Genomic DNA, 6,047 nt, shown 5'->3' with positions numbered 1-6,047 from the left:
ACACTTGCATTCCTATATTTTATGGTATATACTAGAGAAGCTTGTGACATTGATAGCTATGAAGCGTGAGGTTGCTGCGAGGGTTGCGCAGGTGTTCCGTGGAGCGAATGTCAAGTTTGAAAACTGGCGACAAGTCACTGTACAAAGTTAACAAGGTCTGTCTATAGAAGAATGTAAGACAGAATAAGTGTGTGTTGACATCAGGAAACACACGGGAAAGTGTACAGTCACCGCTTGTCGTACTTAATGAATAGTGCGAAAAGGAGGCGGCTTTTTTTATGGCAAGTCAAGTAATGAGAATTACACTCAAAGCGTATGATCACAAATTAATCGATCAGAGCGCTGGTAAAATTATCGAAACTGTAAAGAAAACAGGATCTAAGGTGAGCGGTCCAGTTCCTCTTCCAACAAAGAAGGAAGTTGTTACAATCTTAAGAGCGGTTCACAAATACAAAGATTCCAGAGAACAGTTTGAACAGCGTACACATAAGAGACTGATTGATATCATCGCTCCAAATCAGAAAACAGTTGATGCATTATCCAGACTGGAAATGCCTGCTGGCGTTTACATCGACATCAAGATGAAAACAAAATAATAACATTGAAAACAATCCTTAGGTATTGGGTTGATATAGATTCAGACGAAAGTCGAAGATGTACTCAATGCGTCTAGGATGAACGCAATAGCGTTCCGCTGTAGATTTAAACAGGAGGTGCATTCTTAATGAAGAAAGCAATTTTAACAACGAAAGTTGGTATGACTCAGGTCTTCAGTGAAGACGGAGTTTTAACACCAGTAACAGTTCTTCAGGCTGGCCCTTGTGTAGTAACACAGGTTAAGACAGTTGAGAATGATGGTTACAGTGCAGTCCAGGTTGGTTTTGGCGACATCAGAGAAAAACTGGTCAACAAACCAAAGAAAGGCCATTTTGCAAAAGCTGGCGTAACAGCTAAGAGATTTCTTAAGGAATTCAGACTGGAAGATGCTGAAAGCTATACTTTAGGTCAGGAAATCAAAGCAGACGTATTCGCTGCTGGCGACAAAGTAGATGCAACAGCTAAATCAAAAGGTAAAGGCTTCCAGGGTGCAATCAAGAGACATGGACAGTCCAGAGGACCTATGGCTCATGGTTCCAAATATCACAGACATGCAGGTTCTAACGGATCAGCAACAACTCCAGGTCGTGTATTCAAGGGCAAACATATGCCAGGTCACATGGGTGCAGTAAGAGTTACAGTTCAGAACCTTGAGGTTGTAAGCGTTGACGCTGAGAAGAACCTTATCCTGGTTAAGGGCGCAGTACCTGGACCAAAGAAATCTTTAGTAATGCTGAAAGAATCAGTAAAAGCTTAATTGGTTTGAGAAAGGAGGACATTACAGATGGCAAAGTTATCTGTTTACAATATTGAAGGTAATCAGGTTGGAGAAATCGAACTGAATGATGCCGTATTTGGTGTAGAAGTTAATGAAAATCTCATGCACAAGGCAGTAGTTGCTCAGCTTGCAGCATCCCGTCAGGGAACACAGAGCGCAAAGACACGTTCTGAAGTAAGCGGCGGCGGCAGAAAGCCATGGAGACAGAAAGGAACAGGTCATGCAAGACAGGGTTCAACAAGATCTCCACAGTGGACAGGCGGTGGCGTAGTATTCGCTCCAAAGCCAAGAGATTACTCAATCAAATTAAACAAGAAAGAAAGAAGACTGGCTATTAAGTCTGCATTAACAACAAAGGTTAATGAAAGCAAGCTTATCGTTCTTGATTCTTTCGAACTTGACGAAATCAAAACAAAGAAATTTGTAGCAGTTATGAATAACTTAAAGGCTGAAAAAGCTCTGGTTGTTTTAAATGAAAAGAACGACAACGTTATCAAATCCGCTAACAACGTTCCTACAGTAAAGACTGCTCTTACAAATACTATTAACGTATATGACATTCTGAAGTACGATACACTTGTACTGACACAGGATGCAGTTGCAACAATTCAGGAGGTTTATGCATAATGGCAGATTTAAAATATTATGATGTCATCCTCAAACCAGTCATCACTGAAAAGAGTATGAATGCAATGGCTGATAAGAAGTATACATTCCTGGTTCATCCGGATGCAACAAAGTCTCAGGTTAAAGAAGCTGTTGAAAAAATGTTCGCTGGAACAAAGGTAGCAAGTGTTAATACTATGAACTATGATGGTAAGACAAAGAGACGTGGTATGACATTTGGTAAGACAGCAAAGACAAAGAAAGCTATCGTTAAACTGACAGCTGAAAGTGCTGACATCGAAATCTTCGAAGGCCTTTAAGATCAGGCCGTAAGGCACAACGAATTATATGCAAATAAGCATGACAATAAATCAGACACTTGAAAGGAGTGAACGAAATGGGTATCAGAACATATAACCCATATACACCTTCCAGAAGACATATGACCGGTTCCGATTTCTCTGAGATCACAAAGTCAACACCAGAGAAGTCCCTTACAGTATCCAAGAACAGCAAAGCTGGTCGTAATGCTCAGGGTAAAATTACAGTAAGACATCGCGGCGGCGGTGCTAAGAGAAAATACAGAATCATTGATTTTAAGAGATATAAAGATGGTATTCCTGCAACTGTTAAATCTATCGAATACGATCCAAACAGAACAGCAAATATCGCTCTGATCTGCTATGCAGATGGTCAGAAAGCATATATCATCGCTCCTAACGGCTTACAGGTTGGCGCAGTTCTTATGAACGGACCTGAAGCAGAAATCAAGCTTGGTAACTGCTTACCACTGGCTCAGATTCCTGTAGGTACAATGGTACACAACGTTGAGCTTCACCCAGGTAAGGGCGGACAGCTTGTTCGTTCTGCTGGTAACGCTGCTCAGCTGATGGCTAAAGAAGGCAAATACGCTACATTAAGACTGCCATCAGGTGAAATGAGACTTGTTCCTATCCAGGCAAGAGCTACTGTTGGACAGGTTGGCAACATTGATCACGAACTGATCAACATCGGTAAAGCAGGACGTAAGCGTCACATGGGTATCAGACCTACTGTTCGTGGTTCCGTAATGAACCCTAATGACCATCCACATGGTGGTGGTGAAGGTCGTGCGCCTATCGGTCGTTCTGGTCCTATGACTCCATGGGGTAAACCAGCTCTGGGTTATAAGACTCGTAAGAAGAATAAACATTCTAACAAGATGATCGTAAGAAGACGCGACGGAAGCATGATTAAATAAGGAGGTTAGATTATGGCCAGATCACTTAAAAAAGGACCATTTGCAGATGAGAGCTTACTTAAAAAAGTAGACGCTATGAACGCAGCAGGCGATAAGTCAGTTATCAAGACATGGTCACGCCGTTCAACTATTTTCCCACAGATGGTTTCACATACAATCGCAGTACACGATGGCAGAAAACATGTTCCAGTATATATCACAGAAGATATGGTTGGTCACAAATTAGGTGAATTTGTAGCAACAAGAACATACAGAGGACATGGTAAAGACGAAAAGAAATCAAGACGTTAAGATTATAGTTTGAAAGGAGGCTTTCATCCATGGCTAAAGGACATAGATCCCAGATCAAGAGAGAAAGAAACAGCAATAAGGATACAAGACCAAGCGCAAAGCTGTCTTTTGCAAGAATTCCTGTTCAGAAAGCTTGTTTCGTTCTTGACGCAATCAGAGGCAAGGATGTAGAAACAGCATTAGCAATTTTAGCATACAACCCAAGATATGCTTCAACAGTTATCGATAAATTATTAAAATCAGCAATTGCAAACGCAGAAAACAACAACGGTATGGACAGAAGCAAACTCTTTATCGAAGAGTGCTACGCAAGCAATGGCCCAATCATGAAGAGAGTACAGCCTAGAGCACAGGGCAGAGCTTACAGAATCGAAAAGAGAATGAGCCATATCACAATCGTGCTGAATGAAAGATAAGGAGGAAGTAAGCAATGGGACAGAAAGTTAATCCTCACGGCCTCAGAGTCGGTGTTATTAAGGATTGGAATTCCAGATGGTATGCTGATGCTGATTTTGCTGACAACCTGATCGAAGACCACAAGATCAGAACATACCTGAAGAAGAGATTATACAGTGCCGGTGTTTCCAAGATTGAAATCGAAAGAGCATCTGACAGAGTAAAAGTAATCGTATATACAGCTAAACCGGGCGTTGTTATCGGACGTCAGGGTTCTGAAATCGAGAAAGTTAAAGCAGAACTGAAACAGTTCACAAACAAAAAGCTTTTAATTGATATCAAAGAAGTTAAAATGCCTGAATGTGATGCTCAGCTCGTTGCAGAAAACATTGCTGCACAGCTTGAAAACCGTATCTCTTTCAGACGTGCAATGAAATCTTCCATGCAGAAGACAATGCGTTCAAGAGGCGGCGTTAAAGGTATTAAGACAAGCGTAAGCGGTCGTCTTGGCGGCGCTGATATGGCTCGTACAGAGTTCTACAGCGAAGGTACTATTCCACTTCAGACATTAAGAGCAGACATCGATTATGGCTTCGCAGAAGCTAACACAACTTACGGTAAAGTTGGTGTTAAGACATGGATCTACCATGGCGAAGTTCTTCCAGTAAAGGGCAATAAGGAAGGGAGCGATAAATAATGTTAATGCCAAAAAGAGTAAAACGTCGTAAGCAGTTCCGTGGCTCTATGGCCGGAAAAGCACAGCGTGGTAATAAAATTTCTTATGGTGAATACGGTATCGTTGCAATGGAACCTGCTTGGATCAAATCCAACCAGATCGAGGCAGCCCGTGTTGCCATGACACGTTACATCAAACGTGGTGGTAAAGTTTGGATTAAAATTTTCCCTGATAAACCTGTAACTACAAAACCAGCTGAAACACGTATGGGTTCCGGTAAAGGTACACTGGAATACTGGGTAGCAGTTGTTAAGCCAGGTCGCGTAATGTTCGAAATCGCAGGCGTTCCTGAAGAAGTTGCTAAAGAAGCTCTTCGTCTGGCTACTCATAAGCTCCCTGTTAAATGCAAAATCGTTTCTCGCGCAGATTTAGAAGGCGGTGATAACAGTGAAAACTAATGAATATGTAAAAGATTTAAATACAAAGTCTGTTGACGAATTAGCTCAGGCTTTAGTAGAAGCTAAGAAGGAACTCTTCAATCTGAGATTCCAGAATGCTACTAACCAGTTAGAGAATACAAGCAGAATCAAAGAAGTTCGCAAAAATATTGCCAGAATTCAGACAGTGATCACTGAAAAGGCTAACGCTGCTGAATAATTTGGCGGAGAAAGGAGACTATTGTCGTGGAAGAAAGAAATCTTAGAAAGACAAGAGTAGGTAAAGTTGTCAGCAACAAAATGGACAAAACAATTGTTGTTGCCATTGAAGACCGTGTAAAACATCCTCTGTACAAGAAGATCGTAGATAGAACATACAAATTAAAAGCTCACGATGAAAACAACGAATGCAACATCGGTGACAGAGTTAAAGTAATGGAAACAAGACCTTTATCTAAAGATAAGAGATGGAGACTTGTTGAAATTGTCGAAAAAGCTAAATAATTAGTTCAGTAGAATTCAGGAGGTAAAGTCATGATTCAACAGGAGACAAGACTTCGTGTTGCTGATAATACAGGCGCAAAAGAACTGCTCTGTATCCGTGTTATGGGTGGTTCAACAAGAAGATATGCCAACATTGGTGATGTGATTGTTGCTACTGTTAAAGATGCAACACCAGGCGGAGTTGTTAAAAAAGGCGATGTTGTAAAAGCTGTTGTTGTTCGTACAGTTAAGGGCGCTCGCCGTAAAGATGGTTCATATATCAGATTCGACGAAAATGCTGCTGTTATCATCAAAGATGACGGAAACCCAAGAGGTACACGTATCTTTGGACCAGTAGCAAGAGAGTTACGTGAAAAACAGTTCATGAAGATCGTTTCACTGGCACCAGAAGTTCTGTAAGGAGGTGGCGACCGTGTCAGCAACAATGAGAATTAAAAAAGGCGATATGGTTCAGATTATCGCTGGTAAAGATAAAGGCAAGTCCGGTAAAATTATTGCTATCAACCATAAAAAAGGCGTTGT

13 protein-coding genes are annotated in these 6,047 nt (G+C 41.3%); all 13 read left to right on the top strand.

The window, feature by feature from the left end:
• Window positions 1-278: 278 nt before the first annotated feature.
• On the top strand, window positions 279-596 hold the full coding sequence (gene rpsJ / locus WMO25_RS13610; protein WP_015513761.1) for a 30S ribosomal protein S10: 318 nt from the start codon (window positions 279-281) through the stop codon (window positions 594-596).
• 128 nt (window positions 597-724) lie between these two features.
• Window positions 725-1,354, top strand: coding sequence for a 50S ribosomal protein L3 (rplC, locus tag WMO25_RS13605; protein WP_117527647.1), 630 nt, complete (start codon window positions 725-727; stop codon window positions 1,352-1,354).
• A 27-nt stretch (window positions 1,355-1,381) separates the two neighbouring features.
• A complete protein-coding gene (gene rplD, locus WMO25_RS13600; protein WP_015513759.1) occupies window positions 1,382-2,002 on the top strand; it encodes a 50S ribosomal protein L4 in 621 nt (206 codons plus the stop codon).
• On the top strand, window positions 2,002-2,301 hold the full coding sequence (rplW, locus tag WMO25_RS13595) for a 50S ribosomal protein L23 (protein ID WP_015513758.1): 300 nt from the start codon (window positions 2,002-2,004) through the stop codon (window positions 2,299-2,301). The genes rplD and rplW overlap by 1 nt, the downstream gene beginning before the upstream one ends.
• 77 nt (window positions 2,302-2,378) lie before the next feature.
• Entirely contained in the window at window positions 2,379-3,221 is an 843-nt protein-coding gene (rplB, locus tag WMO25_RS13590; protein WP_117540823.1) for a 50S ribosomal protein L2, read from the top strand.
• A gap of 12 nt (window positions 3,222-3,233) precedes the next feature.
• A complete protein-coding gene (gene rpsS, locus WMO25_RS13585; RefSeq protein ID WP_015513756.1) occupies window positions 3,234-3,512 on the top strand; it encodes a 30S ribosomal protein S19 in 279 nt (92 codons plus the stop codon).
• Between the two features lie 29 nt (window positions 3,513-3,541).
• A complete protein-coding gene (rplV, locus tag WMO25_RS13580; protein ID WP_015513755.1) occupies window positions 3,542-3,928 on the top strand; it encodes a 50S ribosomal protein L22 in 387 nt (128 codons plus the stop codon).
• A 14-nt stretch (window positions 3,929-3,942) separates the two neighbouring features.
• Complete coding sequence (gene rpsC, locus WMO25_RS13575; RefSeq protein WP_215632353.1) at window positions 3,943-4,605, top strand: 30S ribosomal protein S3; 663 nt, start codon at window positions 3,943-3,945, stop codon at window positions 4,603-4,605.
• Entirely contained in the window at window positions 4,605-5,042 is a 438-nt protein-coding gene (gene rplP / locus WMO25_RS13570) for a 50S ribosomal protein L16 (RefSeq protein ID WP_015513753.1), read from the top strand. The genes rpsC and rplP overlap by 1 nt, the downstream gene beginning before the upstream one ends.
• Entirely contained in the window at window positions 5,032-5,241 is a 210-nt protein-coding gene (gene rpmC / locus WMO25_RS13565) for a 50S ribosomal protein L29 (protein WP_117527649.1), read from the top strand. Before rplP ends, rpmC begins: the two co-directional genes overlap by 11 nt.
• A gap of 26 nt (window positions 5,242-5,267) precedes the next feature.
• Window positions 5,268-5,525 (top strand): 30S ribosomal protein S17, encoded by a 258-nt coding sequence (rpsQ, locus tag WMO25_RS13560; RefSeq protein ID WP_117527652.1) that lies wholly within the window; start codon window positions 5,268-5,270, stop codon window positions 5,523-5,525.
• Window positions 5,526-5,555: 30 nt separating this feature from the next.
• Complete coding sequence (gene rplN, locus WMO25_RS13555; protein ID WP_015513752.1) at window positions 5,556-5,924, top strand: 50S ribosomal protein L14; 369 nt, start codon at window positions 5,556-5,558, stop codon at window positions 5,922-5,924.
• Window positions 5,925-5,949: 25 nt separating this feature from the next.
• Window positions 5,950-6,047 (top strand): KOW motif-containing protein (locus WMO25_RS13550; protein WP_349085751.1); only part of this gene is annotated, 98 nt, incomplete at its 3' end.

Origin of the sequence: Coprococcus intestinihominis, from assembly GCF_040096555.1 — a bacterium.
Classification (GTDB): Bacteria; Bacillota; Clostridia; order Lachnospirales; family Lachnospiraceae; genus Coprococcus_A; species Coprococcus_A intestinihominis.
The sequence above is the reverse complement of the archived record's forward strand: the minus strand, read 5'-3'. Positions and strand labels throughout refer to the sequence as shown.

Bases quoted from the DNA above. Each gene is read 5' to 3' on its own strand.
- rpsJ (WP_015513761.1), top strand. From the start codon at position 279: ATGGCAAGTCAAGTAATGAGAATTACACTCAAAGCGTATGATCACAAA.
- rplC (WP_117527647.1), top strand. From the start codon at position 725: ATGAAGAAAGCAATTTTAACAACGAAAGTTGGTATGACTCAGGTCTTC.
- rplD (WP_015513759.1), top strand. From the start codon at position 1,382: ATGGCAAAGTTATCTGTTTACAATATTGAAGGTAATCAGGTTGGAGAA.
- rplW (WP_015513758.1), top strand. From the start codon at position 2,002: ATGGCAGATTTAAAATATTATGATGTCATCCTCAAACCAGTCATCACT.
- rplB (WP_117540823.1), top strand. From the start codon at position 2,379: ATGGGTATCAGAACATATAACCCATATACACCTTCCAGAAGACATATG.
- rpsS (WP_015513756.1), top strand. From the start codon at position 3,234: ATGGCCAGATCACTTAAAAAAGGACCATTTGCAGATGAGAGCTTACTT.
- rplV (WP_015513755.1), top strand. From the start codon at position 3,542: ATGGCTAAAGGACATAGATCCCAGATCAAGAGAGAAAGAAACAGCAAT.
- rpsC (WP_215632353.1), top strand. From the start codon at position 3,943: ATGGGACAGAAAGTTAATCCTCACGGCCTCAGAGTCGGTGTTATTAAG.
- rplP (WP_015513753.1), top strand. From the start codon at position 4,605: ATGTTAATGCCAAAAAGAGTAAAACGTCGTAAGCAGTTCCGTGGCTCT.
- rplN (WP_015513752.1), top strand. From the start codon at position 5,556: ATGATTCAACAGGAGACAAGACTTCGTGTTGCTGATAATACAGGCGCA.